The following is a 20,086-nucleotide window of genomic DNA, read 5'->3' on the forward strand; positions in this document are numbered from 1 at the left end:
TCACCGGGGCGAAGGCGTCAGCACTCGACCGCCGTGCCGAGGCGGGGTGTCGCGTGAAGTCCTGTTCAGTGCAGGCGCGTTTCCTCGGCTCGCAAGGTCAGCACACGCACGCCATTGCGCGTCACCGCGACGGTGTGCTCGAACTGCGCGGAGAGCTGACCGTCGCGGGTTAGGACGGTCCAGCCATCCTTCCCAGTCCACACGGCGGAGCGCCCTTGATTGAGCATCGGTTCGATGGTGAACACCATGCCTTCCTGCAAGCGCAGGCCGGTTCGCGGCCGGCCCCAGTGCAGCACTTGCGGATCTTCATGCATCTCCCGGCCGATGCCGTGCCCGCAATACTCCCTGACGACCGAATAGCCGTTCCTGCGGGCATGCCGCTCGATGGCATGACCGATGTCGCCGAGCGTCGCGCCGGGCCGCACCGCCTTGATGCCTTTCCACATGGATTCATAGGTCACCTGCACGAGCCGCCTGGCGGGCGCTGCGACATCGCCGACCAGATAGGTCTTGCTCGAATCCGCGATATAGCCGTTCTTCTCGAGCGTGATGTCGAAGTTGACGATGTCGCCGCTCTGCAGAATCTCCGCGTGCGACGGAACGCCATGGCACACCACGTCGTTGCGGGATGCGTTGAGCGCGTAGGCATAGCCATACTGCCCCTTGCTTGCAGGGCGCGCGCTCAGTTCATCGACGATGAGGCTGTCTACCCGATCGTTGACCTGCATCGTCGACATGCCGGTCAGATCCAGGCGGTCCAGGTGACCGAATACCAGCGCCAGCAGCCTGCCCGACTCGGCGAGCAAGGCGATTTCCTCGGGACGCCTGGTCACGCTGGCGCGACTCCGGCAAGCCCGGCGGACTCGGCGACCACGCCCGCCGCGCGCAATTCCCGCGCGACGATCTCGTTGAGCGTCATGCCCGGATTCATCTCGCACAACATGCCGGCCTTGATCCAGAAAGCCGCTTGCGCATTGATGGACCGGCACGACACGGCGCTGGCCTTGCGGATCTGGTCGTGCAGATCGTCGTCGATATTGACGATGCCCATACTTTTCTCCTTATATGAAACATATACGAATCGTATATCGAAGCAGAGGGCAGTGCAAGTCCCGGTAGGACGGCATGCGGCCGCTGGCTAAGATGCTCGCTTTGATCCGCTCGAGCGTGCATAGCGAACATGAAGGACGAACGTCTCGTCGAAATGAAGATCTTCAAGGCCGTCGCGGAAAGCGGCGGCTTCACCGCCGCGGCGCTCCTGCTTGATCTCCAGCAGCCGTATGTCAGCCGCGCCGTGTCGGCGCTGGAGAAGCGCCTCGGCGTCGCGCTGTTGCGGCGCTCCACGCGCAGTCTTCAGGTGACGCAGGAAGGGCACCAGTACCTCGCGCTGTGCCGGCGCGTGCTCGATGACATCGATACCGCCGAGGCGCAGCTTGCGCGCGCCAGTCAGGACATGACCGGCGGCATTCGCGTGACGGTGGCGACCTCGTTCGGCATGGATCAGATCGTGCCGCTCATTCCCGGTTTTCTCGAACGCTATCCGGGGCTGCGCGTGCGGCTCTCTTTATCGGACACGCTGGCGGACATCATCGGCGAAGGCTTCGATGTCGCGATACGCATGGGCAGCCTGCAGGACTCGAACCTCGTGAGCCGCAAGCTGTGTCATCTGCAACGCGTGGTCACCGCGTCGCCCTTGTACATTGCGCGGCACGGCGTGCCTTCGGTGCCCGCCGATCTCGCCCGGCACAACTGCCTGATGTGGGAACCGCCGATGGATCATCTGAACCACTGGCCGTTCATGATCGACGGCGAGCGCACTTCCATGCTCATCAACGGCAACTTCCAGACGAGCAGCGGCGTGAGTTCGGTGAACATGTGCCTGGCGGGCGTCGGCATCACGCGCATGGCGGAGCACATGGTGCTGCCGTCGATCCGCAGCAAGATGCTCGTGCCGCTCCTCACTGACTTCCAGCCCAGCGACGAGACCGCCATCTATGCGCTGTATCCGCGCGATGCGTCGCTGCATCCACGGGTGCGGGCGTTCATCGACCATGTGGCGGAGCGGCTCAGGCGGCCGCCGTGGGCCGCCTGAGCGCAAGGTGACGTCAGCGGTCAGCGGTCGTCGAGCGTCTTCGGCAGGCGCATGGTCATCGCTCCGCCGAGCACGAGAAACGCGGAGATCACGTACATGCCGACCTCCGCGTGCCCGGCCATCACGTTGAGCATGCCGACGAGATACGGCGACACGAAGCCGGCGATGTTCCCTACCGAATTGATGAACGCGAGCGCGGCGGCCACCGATGCCCCGACGAAGAGACTCGTCGGCAAGGCCCAGAACAGTGCGATGCACGAGTAGACGCCCGCGGCGGCGACGGAGAGACAGGCTGTCGTCACGAGCGGTCCTGCCGAGAACCACATGCTGGCCGCGAGTCCTGCCGCGCCGATCAGCATGAACAGCGCGAAGTGCACGCGGCGTCCGCCGGTGCGGTCGGCGCTGCGGTTCGACACATACAGCGCGATGGCCGCAAAGATGTTGGGTACGGCCGAATAGAGCCCGATGGCGAAGGGATCGATCACGCCGCTGCGCTTGATGAGCGAGGGCATCCAGAAGCCCAGCGCGTAGAGGCCCATGATGAGGCAGAAGTAGATGCCGCAGAACTCCCACAGCTTGCGATTGGCGAGGAACGCGCGCACGCTCGAATGATCGACCTTGCCGGCGTTTTCCGCGCGCAGTTCGGCGAGCACGTTCTGGCGTTCTTCTTCGCTGATCCAGCGTGAGTGCGCGGGATCGTCGTCGAGGAAGGCGAGCACGATGAAGGCCAGCGCGACAGCCGGAATGGCTTCGATCAGGAACAGCCATTGCCATGCCGCGAGATGCTCGTTTCCGGTGAACGCGTGCAGGATATAGCCCGAGATCGGCCCGCCGACGACGAACGCGAGCGGTGCGCCCATCACGTAGATGGACATCGCGCGGCCGCGATAGCGCGCGGGGAACCAGAGCGTGAGCAGATACATGATGGCGGGCGCGAAGCCGGCTTCGGCGGCGCCGAGCAGAAAGCGCGCGACGTAGAACATGGTGGGCGTCTTGACGAAGATCATCGCCGCCGAGATCACGCCCCAGGTCAGCATGATGCGCGCGATCCACTTGCGCGCGCCCACCTTGCGCATGACGAGATTGCTGGGCACCTCGAAGAAGAAATAGCCTGCGAAGAAGATGCCTGAGCCGAGGCCGTAGATGGCGTCGTCGAAGTGCAGCGCGTCGAGCATCTGCAGCTTCGCGAAACCGACGTTGACGCGGTCCAGATAGGCGACCAGATAACAGATCAGCAGCAGCGGCAGGAGCCGCCAGTAGGCGCGGTAATACGTGCGGCTCGTGTCTGTCTGCCGGACGGTGTCTTCACCATAGAGCGCTTCCATGCATGTCTCCGATATAAGTATTCTCGAGCGCTTTCGTGCGGCATGCGCGACGTGCAGGATCGCTCATGCCGCCGATGTACTGGGGGAACGCCGGTGCTTCAGTCGAGGTAATCGGGCTCCTGTTCGTTGATCTCGTAGAGCATGGTCTGGAAGTGCAGCCAGCTGATGAACGAATTGCCCAGATGCTGATGCGAATACTCCGCGAACTTCGGGTCGATCTCGACCGGACGCGATTCGGTCGCGTCCATCAGCAACTGCATCCTGCAGCAGTGATCGAGCGCGATGAAGGTCCACACGGCATCGTCGATGCTGTGGCGGCTCGCCGTCAGCAGGCCGTGGTTCTGGTGAATGATGGCCTTGTGATCGTGGAAGGCGCGCGCGATCGGATTGCCCGATTCGTCCGCCACCGGCACCTTGCCCGCGCCGTCGCGGACCACGGCATGGCTGCCGTAGAACATGCAGGCATCCTGGGTCACGTAGTCGAGCGGCTTGCCCATCGCGGCCCACGCATCGCCGTGGACGGTGTGTGCATGGCATGAGCCGATGATGTCGGGGTTATCGGCGTGGATCGCGGAATGCAGCACGTAGCCCGCGCGATTCACCGCGTATTGGCCTTCGATCACGGTGCCCGAGTGATCGACGAGGACGAGCTGCGAGGTCTTCGTGCGCGACCACGGCACGCACATCGGATTGGTCCAGAAGAGGTCGGGGTGTTCGGGATCGCGCACCGTCAGATGGCCGCCGAAGCCGAAGCTGAAGCCGTGCCGGGCGAAGATCCGGCACGCGGCGGCGAGATGTTCCTTGCGATAACGGCGTTCTTCGGCGGAACTGGCGAAGCTGGGTTCCTGCGGGAAGATCAGGCCGTTTTGCGTGGGACTGTAGATCGAATCCTTGGCGTCCATCAGCATCGATACGTCTCCTCGTGTGGGGTGAGGAGCCAGTATAGGAGCGGAGTTTCGAGGGATTCAGGGGGCGGGGGGAATAGGTTTTATGCAGTGGCGTGGGAGTGGAAAACCCTGAGGCGGGGCGGTGCGCCCCCCGGACGCGACGCCCCGAAACCCGCTAAGCTGACCTGCTCTCCAGCCCACGCCCGCACCGCGCCATGAACTCGCGCCCCTTCACCATCGCCATCCCCGAGGCCCGGCTCGACGACCTCAAACAGCGCCTGCGCCAGACCCGTTGGCCATCCTCGCTCGATGCGGACGACTGGGAAGACGGCACGAGCCTCGCCTACCTGCAACGCCTTTCAAACCACTGGCTCAACCATTTCGACTGGCGCGCCCAGGAAGCCCGCCTGAACCGTCTGCCGCAGTTCCAGGCGACCATCGACGGCCAGGACATCCACTTCATCCATCGGTCTGGCCAAGGCCCCGCGCCCATGCCGCTGATCCTGACGCATGGCTGGCCCGGTTCCTTCATCGAAATGGAGCGGATCATTCCGCTGCTCACCGATCCCGCCGCGCACGGCGGAGAGGCGGCCGATGCGTTCCACGTCGTCGTGCCATCCCTGCCGGGTTTCGGTTTTTCAGCGCCACCGGCCAGCCCCGGCTGCAGTGCGCGCCACATCGCCGGACTGTGGCGCGGGCTGATGCACGGCCTCGGCTACCAACGCTTCGGCACGCAAGGCGGCGACATCGGCGCAGCGGTCTCCTTGTGGCTGGCGCGCCGTTTCCCGGACGATGTCGTCGGTGCCCATGTCAACTACATCCCCGCCAGTTACCGTCCGGCGCTTGCCCCGGACCTGCCTCCTCCAAATGCAGACGAACAGGCCTATCTCGACACCATAGCCGCATGGGCCTCAGCCGAAGGCGCGTATGCCGCCTTGCAGAGCACGAAGCCCCTCACGCTCGCCTATGCGATGACCGACTCACCCGTCGGCCTCGCCGCGTGGATCGTCGAGAAGTTCCGCACCTGGAGCGATTGCGACGGCGACATCGAACGTGCATTCACGCTCGACGACGTGCTGACCGACGTGTCCCTCTACTGGTTCGGCCACATGCTCGATGCGTCGTATCGCATCTACAAGGAGAACCGCCGTCAGCCGCTGAGCTTCGATCCCGCGGAACGCGTGGCGACACCGCTCGGCGTCGCGCTGTTTCCGCGCGAGTTGCCGATGCCGCCGCGTTCGTGGCTCGAACGCGTCTTCGATGTGCAGCGCTGGAACGCCATGCCGCGCGGCGGACACTTCGCCGCGCTCGAACAGCCGGCCTTGCTCGCGGAAGAGATCCGCGCATTCTTCAGGCCGTTGCGCGCGACCTGAGCAGGCGCTTGCGCCCAGTCATCTCGGCATCGGCGTGAAGGTGCAGCCGGGCGTGGTCCGGTCACGGCAGCAGGCTTGCAGCGCGTCGATGGAATCGTGATGCGCGGCTTTCCACTGCGCTTCGCTCAAATTGGTATCCGTGGGCATCCAGTGGCTCAGCGGAAAGCGATCGGCGAGCGGACCGTTACCCGGTGCGTGCCCGCCTGCCGAGAGCCCGAGAAAGACCTCGCAAGTCTGCTTCGTGCCGATCCGGTGGCAGCCGACACACGTATTGCCCGGCGTGCTCATCGTCTTCAGACGCTCCATCTGGAAAGCCGGTCCGATGCTCGAATACTTGCCCCACGGATCGGTCGGCACCTTGTCCCACACCTGCGCGATGAACGGGCTCATGATGAACGGCCCGGCATCGTGGCATTGAATGCAGTTGGGATTCTTGCCGGCCAGGATGCCCGGCGTCTGCCAGAACTCGACCGCCGCCAGCTTCGCCGCGGGCGGCGTCTTCTCGTCGGGCGGCGGCACGCGCGACGTGTCCCAGCCCATCTTCGGATCGGGCGGATCCTTCGACGCAAACCAGCACGTCTTGCCGTTCCCCGTGTGATGCAGCACGATCACGACCTCGTCGAAACGGGCCGCAACGGTATTGCTGGGATCGTTCTTGCGGCAATAGGCGGAAATCTGCGTCGCCCCGCGCGACAGATCGAGAATCCTCGCGCCGGGCAGGCACTGCTGCACCTTGTCATCCCGAGGATAAAGCAGCGACGGGCGGTCGCAACGGGTGGGGCGTTCGTCCAGCCCGATCCGCCTGCCGTCGACGGTCACGGGTATCTCGGTGCCGCTGGCGCAATCGAATGGCGGAATCTCGCCGATTTCCCGCGAGCACTGCGCGCCATAATCGAGGATGCCCTGCTGCTGCGGCGGAGCGGCTTCAGCGGCAAGCGCCATAGCCACCACCGCCACCGCAGCAATGACGAGCGCGAGCCTCATGATCCCGCTCCACCCTTGACCTTCGCCTGCGCGACCCGTCGGATCGCTTCCTTGTACCTGACGTAGCCGGTGCAGCGGCACAGGTTGCCGCCGACCCATGTATCGATCGCGTCGTCGATCCGTTCGACGGACGCGCCGTACTGGCCGAGATGCTCCAGCATGGCGGTCGCGGCCATCAGGAAGCCGGGCGTGCAGTAGCCGCACTGGAACGCGAACGCCTCCAGAAAACTCTGCTGAAGCGGCGCGAGCCGGTTGCCCTGTGCCAGGCTCTCGACCGTATAGACGTGCTGATTCGCCAGCGTGCTGACGGTGGTGACGCACGCAAGCGTCTTCTCCAGCAGCGCATCCGGCCGGTTGCGAATGCCGACCGTGCACGCGCGGCACACGCCGATCCCGCAGCAGACCTTCGTGCCCGTCAGGTCGAGGCGCTCGTGCAGATAATCGGCGAGGCTCATGTCGGCATCGTCGGCGCTGACGGTGCGTGGCTGGCCGTTGACGTGCAGCCTGATGACGGCGCCGTTCACTTGAGGGCCTCGCGGATCACGGCCGGCGTCACCGGCGTCTGCCTGAAGCGATGTCCCGTCGCCATCGCGAGCGCGTTGAGCAGCGCGGGCGCGATCGGACACATGACCGCTTCGCCGATGCCGCGCGCCGCGTGTTGCTGACCGTCGTCGGGCGGATCGAGCGTATGGAGTTCCTGCCTGGGCGCCTCCTGCATGCTCATGATCCGGTACTGGTCCAGATTCCATCTGCCGTTGCCCGGACCCTTCGGTCCGGGAGGGCAGGCTTCGGTCAGCACGTTGCTGAGCGCCATCGCCACTGCGCCATGCGACTGTCCGCTGACGATCTCCGGACACAACAGCCGCCCGGCGCTCAGCGTGCTCACGACCTGCTCGACCTTGACGCGGCCCGTTTGCGCATCCACCGCAACGGACACGAGCGCCGCCGCCGGCGCATAGTTGGTTCGTCCATAGCCGACGATGATCTCCTTCGGCTCGCGCAGGACACCGTGCGTCACGGGGCGCAGTTCGCTGACGCTCGGCCCCGTGGCGATGAAATCGCAGTCCATCATCGTCACGCCCGACGTGAAGACATAGTTGCTCTTCCAGAAGTCGCCCGCGTAGGTGAGGTGGGCGGCGGCAACGGTATGCAGGCCCTGGCGGTTGATGGCGTCGAGCAGCCTGGACCAGGTCAGCGGCTCACGTCCCGGAGCGGTGAGATTCCCTTCGATCCACTTCAGATCGCCGAACGGGACCTTGTCGTCGCGCCAGATCGCGCGCGCGGCCGGCAGGACGCTCTGGAGCATCAACGTCAACGCCGCGCGATCGACCGCCTGGACGTGATGGAACGCGCCGAGGCACGCGCTCGACGAACCGAACGGCCCGCCGAGCCCCTTGGCGTTGCGGAACTTGTTCCAGAGGCCGGATTGGCTGGCGTCGTAATCCTTGATGGCAATGAATACGGCCGCGTCGCTCATCCTGATCTGCTGCGCATTGCGGCCGAGATGCCGGGCCGGCGCGAGCGCCAGCGTGGTGGCCGCGCCGTTGCCCATGTCGGTGTAGTGCGTCACCACGCGCACGCCCGTCGTCTGGCTGATCTCCACCAGCGCGAACACGCCATCCTTTGCCGTGCCATAGGCCTGATTGGACATCGCGAAGCCGACGCCATAGCGCAACCCGTCCTTCGCGCGCTCGCTGCGTATCCGCGCGCGTCCGGTCCAGAGCGGATGCGTTTCCAGCTGCCTCAGATGCTGGTTCAACTGGAGATCGAAGAGGATTTTTCCGCCCGTGATGGTCCGGCTTCCCGGCGTGCCAAGCAGGTTCATGCGGCGAATCTCGAAGGGCGATTTGCCGAGCGCGTGAGCCGCTTCGTCGAGCAGGGTCTCGATGGCCATGAAGGCCTGCGGACCGCCGAAGCCACGCTGCGAGCCGCCATAGATTTCCGGCGAGAAGAAGGTGGCGCCTTCGGCGCTGGCGCGCGGAATGTCATAGCAGCTCATCGCGCTCATTGCCGCGAGGTCGCCGACCGCGCCCGTCAAGTTTTGCCTGCCACCGGAGTTGAGCAGGAAGCGGCTGCTGAGCGCCTGGATCTTCCCGCCGTGATCGAGCCAGATGGTTTCCTCGAATCTCGACTCGGTGCGCTTCAAGCCCACTTGAAACTGTTCGTAACGCGACAGCTGCCAGCGCAACGGCGCCCTGGCGAAGCGCGCGGCCAGCCCAAGGTAGGCGGGAAACGGCGACTTGTCGCGCCCGCCGAAGCCGCCGCCGGGATAGCAGGCAATGATATCGACGTGATCGAGCGGGAGGTCGCTGGGCTTCAGCAGATCACTGACGCTGAAGCCATCGTCACGCGGCGATTGCGTGCCCAGCACCATCTTCATGACGCGCGTGTCCGGGTCGAACCACGCGAGGCCTGATTCCGGCTCCATGAACACCGGGTCCATCGCGGGGGTCTGGAAGATGTGTCCGTCCGTGGTGCCGAATTGCAGCCAATTTCCCTTCCGGACCTGCGCCCGGGCCAGGTCAAGGATGACCTCGCGTTCGTCACGCGCGACCTCCTTGAACGCCTGCGTCGGATTGCCGTTGTCGTCGGGCTGCATGTTGGTGTTCCAGACGCCGTTTGCGTCGTTCCGGACGTAGATCTTGCTGTTCTTGAAGGCATCCGGACTCAGCGTGGGATACGGCGTGACGGCATCGGATTTCATTGCGCCGTAGCGGATGACGGCGGGATTGAAGTCGAGGATTTTCTTCGCCCGGCGATAGATGTCGAAGTTCTCGAAGATCAGCAATGCGACCGGCTGTCCATAGCATCCTGCCGGCGCGGATCGTCGCGCGAACAACTCGGCGGCTGCGTGACCGATGCCGCTGCTGTCGGCGGAAGAAGGGATCTTGTGTTCTGCAAGCGTCTCGCTGGTGATGACCACGAGCGGCTTCAACGCGCCGGGCAGCATGCTCAGGTCGAAATCGTCGATGACCTGATCGACGCGATCGCAGCGCAGCGCGTACAGCCAGTTTTCTTCCTTGGGCCAGCCATCGAAGTCGGCGGCCTTGAAGTCGCGCGCATAGACCTTCGCGCCCGTGACCTTGCTCACGCCCTCGATCCGCCAGCGCGCCTTGCCGGGTTCCGGCGCCCAGTCGGGGTTGCCGGCATGCGTCGGCCAAGCGTTGTCGGCGGTTCGTGGCGACGCGTCATCGACGGCGTGCGTCGCGCAACCGTCCAGCAGCGACGCGATTCCGCTGACCGTGACCGTCGCGGCGCCGCCGCCGACAGCCTTGAGGAACACCCGCCGTGTAACCGGAAATCGACCGTCCATGCTGCCCTCGACACAGGGTTCTTCGCAACCGCAAGGATGGCCCTGCACGAGAGCCGTTCGTGCAGCGGCGACTTCAGCCTCTACTGCTCAGGCAAGCAATGCGCAGGTGAAGGAAAGAGAACGATGCGCGCGGTATCGGGATGGACGTCGGTTAGATATGAAACTAGGCGATGACCTGTCTCTAAACAAGGTCAAAATGCAGCGCTTTTCCGCTCGTTGTTCGCTCTTGTGGCGAAGGAGCGCTGCAAAAGAAGTGTCCAGTCGTTCAGTTCAGCTGCTTTCGGACCTCGGCAGACTCAATATCCCAGCACCCGGTCATACACATGCTGCAAGGGCTTGCCTTCGAGATGCTCGCGCAGCGCCCGCGCGACCTGCTCCGCCCGTGCGCCGCGAGAAGGCAGCGAAGCCACATGCGGCGTGACGACCACGCCCGGATGAGACCAGAGGCGGCTGTCCGGATCGAGCGGCTCTTGCTCGAAGACATCGAGCCACGCGCTGCGCAGGCGGCCTTCGTCGAGCGCGGCGAGCACGTCGTCGAGCACGACTTGCGGACCACGGCCCGCGTTCACGATGGACGCGCCCACCGGCAGTCTTGCGAGCAAGGCCGCGTCGATCATGCCGCGCGTCTGCGGCGTGTCGGGCAGCAGATTGATCACGATGTGCGCGTTGTCGAGCAGGGCATCGAGTGCTTCATTGCCGCTGTAGCACGTCACACCCTGCAAGTTTCCCGGCGAACGCGACCAGCCCCGGACCTGAAAGCCGTTCAGCGCGAGCCGTTGCGCACAGGCCGCGCCGAGTTCGCCGAGACCGAGCACGGCCACGTTCGTCTCGCCCGAGCGCCTGCCGATCAGCTCGTCGTTCCAGCTACGCCGGCGCTGCGCATCGTTAAGCGCGGCAAAATCCCGCGTGATGCCGAAGCACGCGGCCATCACGTAGTCCGACATGCGTTCGGTGGTCTCGGGCGTGACCATCCGCACGATGGGCAGATGCGCGGGCACGGATCGGTCGGCCATGATGTGATCGACGCCCGCCGCCGCGCTGAACACGATCTTCAGCGCGGACATGCGTGCCAGACGTCCCGGCGTCGGTTCCCAGACGAGGACGAAGTCCACCTTCGCATCGTCGACTTCGGGATCGTTCCAGCCGCGCACCTCGAGTTCGGGCAGCCACTTCGCAAAATGATCCCGCCACTCGCCGACCGCGCCGGGTCCGCCCGAATTGACCAGTAACAACATGAAAACGCCTCTCCTCGATAGTGCGCTGCAATCGTGAAAACAAGGTACCGCGTCAGGCGGCCGGACGGCATCGGGCGGCCACGTCGGCGAGCCATTCGTCGCGGAACTCCTTCATGAACGCGACGAACGTGCGCCCGAGCTTCGACAGCGGACGATGCGTCGGATACATCAGCCCGACGCGAAAGCGGATACAGGGATCCACCGGCCGGGCATCGACGCGATCCAGATAGCCATGCACGCTGAACGGATCGACGAAGCCGATGCCCAGATCCAGCGCCGCCATCTCGCACGTGGCATGCGACAGCGACGTATCGATGCGCGTGATCCGGCTCACGTCGTGACTGTCGAAGAAACGGTCCACGTGGCCGCGCGGCTGGTAGTGGCCAGTCATCGAGATGAAGGTGCGTCCTTCGAAGTCCTGCGGCGCGAGTACGTCCTTCGCCGACAGTTCGTGCTGCTTCTTCATCACCGCGTAGTAGGGCACGTTGCAGAACTCGTCGACGGTCAGATCGTCCGCGACGGCGGGCAGTTCGGCGAGCCCGAAATCGATCTGCTGCGCCGCGATCCAGTCTTCGATCTTCGAGGACATCTGCACATCGAGCGACACGTCCACTTCCGGATGCGCCTCGCGAAAGCGCGCGATCACCGTGGGCATGAAGGTGATGCCGAGCGCGGGCATGCAGGCAATCGCAATGCTTCCGACGCGCAGCTTGCGCACGTCGGCGGCGAGTTCGGCGATGCGTTCGTGCGAGCGGATGGTCGCCTCGACCTGTTCGCGGATCATGCGGGCTTCCGGCGTCGGCACGAGCCTGCCGTTGGCGCGGTCGAACAGCGTGACGCCCAGTGCGCGTTCGAAGTCGCTGATGAGCCTGCTGACGGACGGCTGCGACAGCCCGAGCAGTTCGGCGGCGCCAATCATCGTGCCGACCTTCATCGTGGCCTGGAATGCTTCAAGTTGCCGGATGTTCATGATGACGACGGCGCAACCGCCCTGCAAACGGAAGCCCCCATCCTAGGAGGAAAACCGTTCGAGAGCAAAGTCACGCGGATCGACGCGCGGTCGGTCGCCCGTCACCAGATCCGCCAGCACCTGTCCGGCGGCCGGCCCGATGCCGAAGCCGTGTCCCGAGAAGCCCGAGCCGAGGTGAAAGCCGGGCAGCGCCTTGACCTTCGAGATGACCGGTATGGCGTCCGGCGTCACGTCGATCATGCCGGCCCACGCACGCTGGATGGTGGCGTTTGCGAAGCTCGGGAACGCGGCCTTGAGCCGCGCGAGCGCGTCGTGCAGCATCGGCAGGTTGGCGGCCGGGTCGAGCGTCCTGCACGCTTCGAACGGCGACGGACGGTCGAGGCCGAAGCGGCGCGGAATCATCATCTCCTCGAAGAAGCGCCGGCCCAGGCGCAGCTTCAGATACTTGCGCTCGCTGAGCCACGCGCGCATGAACTTCGTGCTGAGACGGATGCTGTCGGGCGTGAGATCCGCGACTGATGCGCCGAGCTTCGACACCGTGTAGCCGCCGTCGCTGCGCTTGCGGCAGGTGAAGTCGCCGCCGTTGATGGTGACATCGAGACCGGCATCGATGGGCGCGGTCTGCATCACCGAGGCATGCACCTTGAGCTGCGGAAAGTCGATGGTGTGATTGCCGCAGAACAGCCGCGACCACGCGCCGCCCGCCAGCACGACGTCCGCGCATTGCACGCGCCCGTGCTCGGTCACGATGCCCGCGACGCGTCCGGCGGCCACGTCGAGCCCGCGCACCGCGCAGTGTTCGATGATGCGCGCGCCGTGCGCCCGCGCCAGGTCGGCGATGCCGCGCGTGGCGGCGAGCGGCTCGGCGACGCCGTCGGCATCGCTGTACAGCGCGCCCGCCCACGGCCGCTGCGAAGGCGGGATCAGTTTCGCCAGCGCGGCGCGGTCCATGAGCCGCGCGTGTGCGCCCTTCGTCTGCGCGGCGGCGAGCCACTTCTCGTGAGCGGCCATGTCGGCATCGGAGGCGGCGAGATAGGCGAGGCCGGTGGTGCGATAGCCGACGTCGACCTGCGACTGGATCTCTTGCCAGAGTTCGTTCGCAAGCATCGACAAGGGCAACTCACGCACGTCGCGGCCCACGCTGCGAATCCATCCCCAGTTGCGCGACGACTGCTCGCCCGCCACCGTGCCCTTTTCGAACACCGCGACGTCGACGCCCTTGCGGGCCAGCGCCAGCGCGCAACTCACGCCGATGATCCCGCCGCCGACAATGGCGACGGACACTTGCTTGGGCAGATCCGGTTTCAACTCGCTTGCTCCGAAATGAGTCAGTCGATGCGGCCCGGCCGTCAGGCGAGGCGCTTCCGGCTCGCGGCCAGACCGCAGAGCGCGAGCGCCGAGACGGCGATCAGATACCACGCGGGCGACATGATGCTGCCGGTGGTCTTGACCAGCAGGCTCGTCACCAGCGGCGTGAGGCCGCCGAACAGCGTCATCGCGATCACATAGGCGAGCGACACGCCGGTCGTGCGGCAGCTCGCCGGAAACAGCTGCGACAGGAGCGATCCGACCGGCGAGTAGTAGAAGCTGTAGAACACCAGCGAAAGAATGCACTGGAACGCGACGAGCGTGACCGGGCCCGGCGCGCGCGTCAGCATGTAAAAGAGCGGCAGGATCAGCACCATGCCGGTGAGGAGCGCGGCGCGCATCACCTTTACCGTGCCGAAGCGGTCCGCCGCCATGCCGCCGACCAGCGGCAGCAGCACGCACACCAGGCCGCTCGCGATCGACGACGAAAACGCCGCGTCCTTGCTGACGCCGAGATTGTTGATGGCGAAGGTCGGCATGTAGATGTTGATGAAGCTCGCCAGCCCGCCCGCGCCCGCGACGATCGCGCCAATCAGCACGGCGGATTTGTGCGAGCGCGCGGTTTCACGCAGCGGCGAATGCTCGGTCTTCTTCACCTGTTCGAAGTCGGCGGTCTCGCTCACCTTGCGGCGGATATACAGCCCGACCGGCCCGATCAGGCAGCCGAACACGAAGGGCAGGCGCCAGCCCCACGAATTGACCTGCTCGGCCGTCAGGAAGTGGTTGATGCAGTACGCGAACAGCGACGACGTCAGCACCGCGAGACCCGACGCCGAAAACTGCAGGCTGCCGAAGAAGGCCATGCGGCGCTTGTCCTGTTCGGTCAGGAACGAGTTCGCGGCGCCGAATTCCCCGCCCGCCGAAAAGCCTTGCAGCAGGCGTCCGGCGACGAGAATCACCGGCGCGAGCACGCCGATGCTGTCATAGGTCGGCACCACGGCGATGGACGCCGTCCCGAGCAGCATCAGCAGGGCGGCCAGACTGAGCGCGAAGCGCCGCCCGCGCCGGTCCGCGATGACGCCGAGCACGATCGCGCCCACCGGACGGATGACGAAGGAACTGCCGAAGGTGAGCAGACTGAGCAGCAGCGCGGATTGGCCGTCGCCGGTCGGGAAGAACAGCTTCGACACGGTGATCGCGAACATCGCGTACACCAGCAGGTCGAACCATTCAAAGAACGTGCCGAAGTTCGCGGCGATGACATCCCGCACGCGGTTTGGAGCGGGTTGGTCCACGACCGGGGCGTCGAGGGTGCTGGCCTTGTTCAACATATTCATCCTTTGCAGTCTTGAGCAGGCGGAGCGGCCGCCGGATGCCGTGGTGCCAACGTTCAATAGCGATAGTGCTGGTTCAGACCTCAACTGCCTTTGAAACCCTTTGCGCCGCACCCAGTGGCGTGCTGCGCGCGAAGCTCCGGCCATGCCAGAGCAGACAAGCGGAATCGGCATCGCGGCGCGACGAAATCCGCTCGATCACGCCGACGAAAATCGAATGCGTGTAGCCGTCGTGACACTTGTCGAGCCGGCAATCGAGCACGACGGCGGCATCGGCGAGCACAGGCGCGCCGGTTTCGAGCGTCGTCCACTGGCCGGGCTCGAAGCGCGCATCGCCTTTTGCCGCGCGAAAGCGGTCGACGATGTCGCTTTGTTCCACCGACAGCAGGTTCACCGCGAACGTGCCGTGCGCGACGATGGCATCGTGCGCGGAGGCGTTCTTGTTCACGCACACGACGAGCGAAGGCGGATCCGACGACAGGCTGCACACCGAGGTCGCGATCAATCCCGCGGGCTTGCCGTCGCGCAAGGTGGTGACGGCCGTGACGCCCGCCGCGAACAGCGCCATGGCGTCCTGGAAGCTGTGTTCGGTATCGGTTGCGGTTGCGGTCGGCATCATGACGCGCCTCCGATGCGCTGGAAGACGCTCGGCGCGAGGCCGAGGTTCGCGCGCAAGGTCGTGCCTTCGTAGCGCGAGCGGAACAGCCCGCGCCGACGCAGTTCGGGCACGAGAAAGTCGCTCATGTCGTCCATGCCGGTGGGCAGAATCGGCGGGCAGATGTTGAAGCCGTCGGCGGCGTCGTTGCGGAACCAGTGTTCCATTTCGTCGGCGACATCCGCCGCCGTGCCGATCAGCAGACGCACGCCGAACGTCGACGCCACGCGCTGGCCGAGTTGGCGGATCGACAGGTTCTCGGCATGCGCGACCTCGACCAGGTTCTGCGCGATGCTGCCGATGTTCTTCGTGTTCGCCGTATTCAGATCGGGCACCGGGCCATCCAGCGGATAGGCCGACAGATCGCCCAATTGGCCGTACAGCGCCGCCAGCCCGCTCAGCGGATGGATCAGCGCCTGGAGTTCCTCGTACTTGTCGCGCGCTTCCTCGCGCGTCGCCGCGACGAAGGGCGCGATGCCCGGCATGATGAGCAGGTCATCCGGCTGCCGGCCATGAGCGGCGAGCCGGCCCTTGAGGTCGGCGTAATAGGCCTGCGCGCTGCTGAGATCGTGCGAGTTGCTGTACACCACTTCCGCACAGCGCGCCGCGAGCCGGCGGCCCGCTTCGGACGCGCCCGCCTGCACGATGACCGGCTGTCCCTGCGGCGTGCGCGCCGAGTTCAGCGGGCCGCGCACCTGGAAGTGCTTGCCCTTGTGGTTCGGGGTGTGCAGCTTCGCTTCGTCGTAGAACAGGCCGGAGTCCTTGTCGCGCACGAAGGCATCGTCTTCCCAGCTGTTCCACAGCGAGCGCACGACGTCGACGAATTCGTCGGCGCGTTCGTAGCGGTCCGCGTAGGCGAGGTTCTCGGTGCGGCTGAAGTTCTGCGCCTCTTCGTCCGACCACGACGTCACCACGTTCCAGCCCGCGCGCCCGCCGCTGATGTGATCGATCGATGCATATTTGCGCGCGATGTGGAACGGCTCGTTGTAGGTGGTCGATGCCGTCGCCACCAGGCCGATGTTGCGCGTCGTGGCCGCGAGCGCCGCCAGCAGCGTCAGCGGTTCGAGTTCCGCGTTGCGCATGTCGCGGGCGAGCGAGCCCTTGGGATTGTCGTTGGCGCGGATGCCGAGGCCATCCGCGAAGAAGATCATGTCGAAGTGCGCGGCTTCCGCCTTGCGCGCCGTGTTCAGGAAATGCTCGAAGCTGAGCGCGCCATCGGCGGGCACCGACGGATGCCGCCACGCGGCCACGTGATAGCCGAGATACCGCATCGAGAGACCGAGTCTGAGTTTGCCGTCCTTCGTCATTTCCGACACCTCCATGTGCTGCCGTTCATCTCGCCGCTCCGGTGTGAAGCGGCGTCATGTAAGCATGGTGAGTCGCGAAATCGGGCGACTCAACGCTGTCAAAATTGGTCGGCTATCCGGAAACCGAATAGGGCGGCGTCAGTGCGGTGCAGCGGGCCTCTGGAACTACTCGTAGATGACGAAAATCTTCCGTACCGTCTCGATGTTGCGCCACACGCCGGTGAAACCGGGCTTGATCAGGAAGCTGTCGCCGGGGCCGAAGCGGACGGGCGAGCCGCCGTCCTCGGTGATTTCCACGACGCCCGACAGGATGTGGCAGAACTCGAACATCTCACCGCGGATCGAGCGGTTCGCACCCGGCGTCGATTCCCAGATGCCGGTCTGGATCTTGCCGTCGAAGGCTTCGTCGAGCAGCCAGGTCTGGTTCTGCGGGTTGCCCGAGATCAGGCGTTCGGGCAGCGGCGCGCCGGGTTGCGGGGCGAAATCGGGCGCGGTGTCGAGTGAGACGAGCAGGGACATGGGCTGGGTTTAATAAGGTCGTGTCAGAAAGAGCGATAACCGGGAGCGATAACCGCGATCAGAGCAATCCGGCGTCGCGCATGCGATACCAGCTCACCACCGCCGCCAGATAGAGCCGCTGCAAGCCGTGGAACGGGATCGGCGAAATGCGCGTCAGCGGGAAGGGCAGGGCGCGCACGTCGCGGGTGAGGGTGTAGCGGGCGAGCGCATCGCCCATCGCGGTTTCCAGCGCGACGCCGCGACCCATGCAGCCGATGTTGATGAGCAAGCCCGGCTCCGGTTCATGCACATGCGGCAGGAAATCGCGCGTGACCGAGACATGGCCGCACCAGCGATGATCGAATGCAATGCCCGCGAGCTGCGGGAACATCTTCACGACGGCGCGTTCGAGATGCGCCCAGTCGTTGTTCGACGCAGGCTGGCGGAACGGCCCGCGTCCGCCCATCAGCAGGCGGCCCGTATGGTCCTTGCGGAAATACAGCAGCAGGTTGCGTGTGTCCGAGGACACCTGTCCGCCCGGCATGACGCTCTCGGCCTGTTGCGCGGTCAGCGGCGCCGTGGAGAGTTGATACGAGTTCGGCGTGATCACCGTGCTCGACAGCTTCGAGGACAGTTCGCGCGTGTAGGCATTCGTGCACACGATGACCGTCCTGGCCGTCACATGCGGCCCCAATGCCGTGTTCACCTTCCACGCATTGCCTTCCCGCTGCCAGCCCGTCACGGGCGTCTGGCCGAAGATGCGCGCGCCCGAGGCCATGGCCACACGGGCGAGTTCACGCGCATACGTCAGCGGCTGCAGGCCGCCCGCGCGCGGGTCGAGCCAGCCGCCCTTGTATGCCTGCGTGCCGAGCAGGTTGCGCACTTGCGCGGCGTCCAGCAGTTGCGCGCCTTTCAGGCCGCGCCGCTCCCATTGACGCATGCGCGACTCGACCGTATGCAGCGCGGCGTCGTTGTGCGCGCCCTGCACCCAGCCGTGGCGCACGTGCGGCACCGCGAGCTTTTCGGTGTCGATCATCCTGAAGACGTGCTCGGTCGTGGAGCCGGCGAAGGCCGCCACCGCGCGGCCCGCTTCAGCGCCGAAGCGCGCTTCGAGTTCGTCCGGATCGTACTTGAGGCCCGGAATGATCTGCCCGCCGTTGCGGCCCGAGCCGCCCCAGCCCGGTTCGCGCGCTTCCAGCACGACGACATTCACGCCGTTCTTCGCGAGATGGCAGGCCGTCGACAGGCCCGCATAGCCCGCGCCGACGATCACGACATCCGCCGTGCAGCTCGCGCCGAGCGCGGGCGTGGAGACGGCGGGAACAGCCGTGTGAGCCCACAGCGACGGGGCCAGCGGTAAGAGTTCGCCGGGCGCGGTGGCGCGGAATTGCGCGGCGGGCGTCAGCGTGGAATCAGACATGCTCGATGACTCGCTTCAGAAAGTCCTGGGTTCGCGGATGCCGCGGATTGCCGAGCACCTCCTTGGCCGCGCCTTGTTCGACGATCGTGCCGCGGTCCAGAAACAGCACGCGGTCCGCGACATCGCGCGCGAAGCCCATTTCATGCGTGACGACGATCATCGTCATCTGCTCGTCGGCGAGGCTGCGCATCACCGCGAGGACTTCGCCGACGAGTTCCGGGTCGAGCGCGGAGGTCGGTTCGTCGAAGAGAATGGCCTTCGGCTGCATGGCGAGCGCCCGGGCGATTGCCACGCGCTGCTGCTGGCCGCCCGACAGTTGGGCCGGATACGCGTGTTCCTTGGCCGACAGGCCGACGCGCGCCAGCAGGCTGCGGCCGCGTTCCATGGCTTCCTTGCGCGGCTCGCGCCTGACGAAGATAGGACCTTCGATCACGTTCTCGAGCACTGTCCGGTGCGGAAACAGGTTGAAGCGCTGGAACACCATCGACACGCTCGCGCGCAGTTCGGCGATCGAGCGGTGCGCCGCGTCCACCTTGCGCCCTTCGACGGTGATGGTGCCCGACTGATAGTTCTCCAGCCCGTTGATGCAGCGCAGGATGGTGGACTTGCCCGACCCCGAAGGACCGATGAGGCACACCACTTCACCCTTCGACACCGTGGCCGACACGCCCTTGATGACTTCGAGCGAACCGTAGCTCTTGTGAATGTCGTGCAGTTCGATCATTTGCGTCCGCTCCCGAGTCTCTTTTCAAGCTGGCCCACGAGCAGGAACAGCGGAATGCACATCACCAGATAGAGCGCCGCGACCAGCGTGAACACCGTCGTGTTCTGGAAGGTGGACGATGCAATCAGCTTGCCTTGCAGCGCGAGCTCGGCCACCGTGATGGTCGATGCCTGCGAGCTGTCCTTGAGCATCATGATCATGGTGTTGCCGTAGGGCGGCAGCGCGATCCGGAAGGCCTGCGGCAGGATCACGCGGCGCATGGTCATCGCGCCGCGCATGCCGATGGAATGCGCCGCCTCGATCTGCCCCTTGTCGATGGCCTGGATACCGGCGCGGAAGTTCTCCGCCTGGTACGCCGAATACGCGACGCCCAGACCGATGATCGCCGCCTGCAAGGCCGTGATCGAGATGCCGAAGTCCGGCAGCACGAAATAGATCACGAACAGCTGCACGATGATCGGCACGCCGCGAATGAAGTTGATGACGCCGCGTGCGATCAGGTCGAGCGAACGCACGCCCGACACCCGCATCAGCGCCCATACCATGCCGAGCACGGTCGAGAGCAGCAGCGAGCCGATCGTGACGACGATCGTCAGCTTGACGCCGCGTAGAAGGATCGGCAGGTACTCGGCCGAATGCTGGAAAAAGTCTTGCATGAATC

At 65.4% G+C, this 20,086-nt stretch carries 19 protein-coding genes; 2 read left to right on the forward strand and 17 right to left on the reverse strand.

Features of this window, described 5'->3' with window-relative positions:
- Positions 1-65: 65 nt before the first annotated feature.
- Positions 66-833 carry a type I methionyl aminopeptidase gene (map, locus tag QCE62_RS18390; protein WP_309921367.1) on the reverse strand — a complete coding sequence of 256 codons (768 nt, stop codon included), beginning with the start codon at positions 831-833 and terminating at the stop codon, positions 66-68.
- On the reverse strand, positions 830-1,051 hold the full coding sequence (locus tag QCE62_RS18395) for a ParD-like family protein (protein WP_309921370.1): 222 nt from the start codon (positions 1,049-1,051) through the stop codon (positions 830-832). The genes map and QCE62_RS18395 overlap by 4 nt, the downstream gene beginning before the upstream one ends.
- A 129-nt stretch (positions 1,052-1,180) precedes the next feature.
- On the opposite strand from QCE62_RS18395, the gene QCE62_RS18400 reads away from it, so the two are divergent.
- Positions 1,181-2,092, forward strand: coding sequence for a LysR family transcriptional regulator (locus QCE62_RS18400; RefSeq protein ID WP_309905350.1), 912 nt, complete (start codon positions 1,181-1,183; stop codon positions 2,090-2,092).
- A 20-nt stretch (positions 2,093-2,112) separates the two neighbouring features.
- On the opposite strand, the gene QCE62_RS18405 is transcribed toward QCE62_RS18400, so the two are convergent.
- Both QCE62_RS18405 and QCE62_RS18410 read right to left on the reverse strand, forming a co-directional pair.
- The gene (locus QCE62_RS18405) at positions 2,113-3,417 is read right to left on the reverse strand and encodes an MFS transporter (RefSeq protein WP_309921372.1); all 1,305 of its coding nucleotides are present in this window, start codon (positions 3,415-3,417) and stop codon (positions 2,113-2,115) included.
- A 98-nt stretch (positions 3,418-3,515) separates the two neighbouring features.
- A complete protein-coding gene (locus tag QCE62_RS18410; RefSeq protein WP_309921376.1) occupies positions 3,516-4,325 on the reverse strand; it encodes a class II aldolase/adducin family protein in 810 nt (269 codons plus the stop codon).
- Positions 4,326-4,519: 194 nt separating this feature from the next.
- On the opposite strand from QCE62_RS18410, the gene QCE62_RS18415 reads away from it, so the two are divergent.
- Positions 4,520-5,677 carry an epoxide hydrolase gene (locus tag QCE62_RS18415; RefSeq protein WP_309921379.1) on the forward strand — a complete coding sequence of 386 codons (1,158 nt, stop codon included), beginning with the start codon at positions 4,520-4,522 and terminating at the stop codon, positions 5,675-5,677.
- 18 nt (positions 5,678-5,695) lie between these two features.
- Here the strand turns inward: QCE62_RS18415 and QCE62_RS18420 are convergent, their stop codons facing one another.
- From QCE62_RS18420 to QCE62_RS18480, 13 genes are all read right to left on the reverse strand, one after another.
- A complete protein-coding gene (locus QCE62_RS18420) occupies positions 5,696-6,661 on the reverse strand; it encodes a hypothetical protein (protein ID WP_309921383.1) in 966 nt (321 codons plus the stop codon).
- Positions 6,658-7,185: a 2Fe-2S iron-sulfur cluster-binding protein gene (locus QCE62_RS18425; RefSeq protein WP_309921385.1), complete on the reverse strand. Its 528-nt coding sequence runs from the start codon at positions 7,183-7,185 to the stop codon at positions 6,658-6,660. Before QCE62_RS18425 ends, QCE62_RS18420 begins: the two co-directional genes overlap by 4 nt.
- Positions 7,182-9,974: a molybdopterin cofactor-binding domain-containing protein gene (locus tag QCE62_RS18430; protein ID WP_309921387.1), complete on the reverse strand. Its 2,793-nt coding sequence runs from the start codon at positions 9,972-9,974 to the stop codon at positions 7,182-7,184. Before QCE62_RS18430 ends, QCE62_RS18425 begins: the two co-directional genes overlap by 4 nt.
- A gap of 296 nt (positions 9,975-10,270) precedes the next feature.
- Positions 10,271-11,209 (reverse strand): glyoxylate/hydroxypyruvate reductase A, encoded by a 939-nt coding sequence (locus QCE62_RS18435; protein WP_309921389.1) that lies wholly within the window; start codon positions 11,207-11,209, stop codon positions 10,271-10,273.
- A gap of 52 nt (positions 11,210-11,261) precedes the next feature.
- The gene (locus QCE62_RS18440) at positions 11,262-12,179 is read right to left on the reverse strand and encodes a LysR substrate-binding domain-containing protein (RefSeq protein WP_309814076.1); all 918 of its coding nucleotides are present in this window, start codon (positions 12,177-12,179) and stop codon (positions 11,262-11,264) included.
- Between the two features lie 42 nt (positions 12,180-12,221).
- Positions 12,222-13,487, reverse strand: a complete 1,266-nt coding sequence (locus QCE62_RS18445) for an FAD-binding oxidoreductase (protein WP_309921392.1) — start codon at positions 13,485-13,487, stop codon at positions 12,222-12,224.
- 41 nt (positions 13,488-13,528) lie between these two features.
- Positions 13,529-14,824, reverse strand: a complete 1,296-nt coding sequence (locus tag QCE62_RS18450; RefSeq protein WP_309814068.1) for an MFS transporter — start codon at positions 14,822-14,824, stop codon at positions 13,529-13,531.
- A 73-nt stretch (positions 14,825-14,897) separates the two neighbouring features.
- Positions 14,898-15,440 (reverse strand): flavin reductase family protein, encoded by a 543-nt coding sequence (locus QCE62_RS18455; RefSeq protein WP_309921395.1) that lies wholly within the window; start codon positions 15,438-15,440, stop codon positions 14,898-14,900.
- A complete protein-coding gene (locus QCE62_RS18460; protein WP_309921398.1) occupies positions 15,437-16,783 on the reverse strand; it encodes an LLM class flavin-dependent oxidoreductase in 1,347 nt (448 codons plus the stop codon). The genes QCE62_RS18455 and QCE62_RS18460 overlap by 4 nt, the downstream gene beginning before the upstream one ends.
- Before the next feature lie 165 nt (positions 16,784-16,948).
- Complete coding sequence (locus QCE62_RS18465; protein ID WP_309921401.1) at positions 16,949-17,302, reverse strand: cupin domain-containing protein; 354 nt, start codon at positions 17,300-17,302, stop codon at positions 16,949-16,951.
- Positions 17,303-17,360: 58 nt separating this feature from the next.
- Positions 17,361-18,701: an FAD-binding oxidoreductase gene (locus QCE62_RS18470; protein WP_309921404.1), complete on the reverse strand. Its 1,341-nt coding sequence runs from the start codon at positions 18,699-18,701 to the stop codon at positions 17,361-17,363.
- Positions 18,694-19,425, reverse strand: coding sequence for an amino acid ABC transporter ATP-binding protein (locus QCE62_RS18475; RefSeq protein ID WP_309921407.1), 732 nt, complete (start codon positions 19,423-19,425; stop codon positions 18,694-18,696). Before QCE62_RS18475 ends, QCE62_RS18470 begins: the two co-directional genes overlap by 8 nt.
- Positions 19,422-20,081, reverse strand: coding sequence for an amino acid ABC transporter permease (locus tag QCE62_RS18480; protein ID WP_309814048.1), 660 nt, complete (start codon positions 20,079-20,081; stop codon positions 19,422-19,424). Before QCE62_RS18480 ends, QCE62_RS18475 begins: the two co-directional genes overlap by 4 nt.
- Between the last annotated feature and the right edge of the window lie 5 nt (positions 20,082-20,086).

Source organism: Caballeronia sp. LZ033, from assembly GCF_031451265.1.
Classification (GTDB): domain Bacteria; phylum Pseudomonadota; class Gammaproteobacteria; order Burkholderiales; family Burkholderiaceae; genus Caballeronia.

Bases quoted from the DNA above. Each gene is read 5' to 3' on its own strand.
- QCE62_RS18395 (WP_309921370.1), bottom strand. From the start codon at position 1,051: ATGGGCATCGTCAATATCGACGACGATCTGCACGACCAGATCCGCAAG.
- QCE62_RS18400 (WP_309905350.1), top strand. From the start codon at position 1,181: ATGAAGGACGAACGTCTCGTCGAAATGAAGATCTTCAAGGCCGTCGCG.
- QCE62_RS18405 (WP_309921372.1), bottom strand. From the start codon at position 3,417: ATGGAAGCGCTCTATGGTGAAGACACCGTCCGGCAGACAGACACGAGC.
- QCE62_RS18410 (WP_309921376.1), bottom strand. From the start codon at position 4,325: ATGCTGATGGACGCCAAGGATTCGATCTACAGTCCCACGCAAAACGGC.
- QCE62_RS18415 (WP_309921379.1), top strand. From the start codon at position 4,520: ATGAACTCGCGCCCCTTCACCATCGCCATCCCCGAGGCCCGGCTCGAC.
- QCE62_RS18420 (WP_309921383.1), bottom strand. From the start codon at position 6,661: ATGAGGCTCGCGCTCGTCATTGCTGCGGTGGCGGTGGTGGCTATGGCG.
- QCE62_RS18430 (WP_309921387.1), bottom strand. From the start codon at position 9,974: ATGGACGGTCGATTTCCGGTTACACGGCGGGTGTTCCTCAAGGCTGTC.
- QCE62_RS18435 (WP_309921389.1), bottom strand. From the start codon at position 11,209: ATGTTGTTACTGGTCAATTCGGGCGGACCCGGCGCGGTCGGCGAGTGG.
- QCE62_RS18440 (WP_309814076.1), bottom strand. From the start codon at position 12,179: ATGAACATCCGGCAACTTGAAGCATTCCAGGCCACGATGAAGGTCGGC.
- QCE62_RS18450 (WP_309814068.1), bottom strand. From the start codon at position 14,824: ATGAATATGTTGAACAAGGCCAGCACCCTCGACGCCCCGGTCGTGGAC.
- QCE62_RS18455 (WP_309921395.1), bottom strand. From the start codon at position 15,440: ATGATGCCGACCGCAACCGCAACCGATACCGAACACAGCTTCCAGGAC.
- QCE62_RS18460 (WP_309921398.1), bottom strand. From the start codon at position 16,783: ATGACGAAGGACGGCAAACTCAGACTCGGTCTCTCGATGCGGTATCTC.
- QCE62_RS18465 (WP_309921401.1), bottom strand. From the start codon at position 17,302: ATGTCCCTGCTCGTCTCACTCGACACCGCGCCCGATTTCGCCCCGCAA.
- QCE62_RS18470 (WP_309921404.1), bottom strand. From the start codon at position 18,701: ATGTCTGATTCCACGCTGACGCCCGCCGCGCAATTCCGCGCCACCGCG.
- QCE62_RS18475 (WP_309921407.1), bottom strand. From the start codon at position 19,425: ATGATCGAACTGCACGACATTCACAAGAGCTACGGTTCGCTCGAAGTC.
- QCE62_RS18480 (WP_309814048.1), bottom strand. From the start codon at position 20,081: ATGCAAGACTTTTTCCAGCATTCGGCCGAGTACCTGCCGATCCTTCTA.